Genomic DNA, 502 nt, shown 5'->3' with positions numbered 1-502 from the left:
CATCACCTAAAATTGGGGTCAATTGCTCTGTTAGGCTTTGTCCAAACGTTGGCAGTGGCGTACTGCTTGCGGCGGCGGTTGCCGCTCCGGTTGCTGAGCCCGTTGTTGTCATATTCGTCATATCCAAACCTCTAGATCACCATACCGCGCATCATGGTTGGTCGCTTTCGTCTTTTACCCTGCACGCCTTGCAACTGATGCTGTTGCTGCCTGCGGCGCTGAACTTCTTCGATGAGTTCTTGCTCGGCGTGTTGCATTAACTTCGGCGAGGCGTTTAAACCGCCAAGCAGAACTTCTCCTGCTACGGGGCCAACACCGAGTCCTTCTAATAGCTCACTAAAAATGTCATTTCTTTCATCCGCATTTCGAATGGCTAACTCTGCATTTTCAATAGCTTGGGTAAAGGGTTGCTTCATATTGATTCCTATCTTAAAGCGTGTCTTCTCATTGGCGCTGTCAGTAACAGTCGAGAGTTTTTACATTTTTCTCTTTTTCAGTGGGC

Annotated in this window: 1 protein-coding gene; it reads right to left on the bottom strand. The window is 48.4% G+C overall.

Annotation, left to right across the window (positions count from 1 at the left end; all coding sequences use genetic code 11):
• Positions 1-131: 131 nt before the first annotated feature.
• Positions 132-416, bottom strand: coding sequence for an LcrG family type III secretion system chaperone VcrG (gene vcrG, locus R8N47_RS28730; RefSeq protein WP_005464408.1), 285 nt, complete (start codon positions 414-416; stop codon positions 132-134).
• Positions 417-502 lie beyond the last annotated feature (86 nt).

The sequence above is a fragment of the Vibrio sp. 2132-1 genome (assembly GCF_033344315.1).
This window is presented reverse-complemented; position numbering and strand designations above follow the sequence as displayed.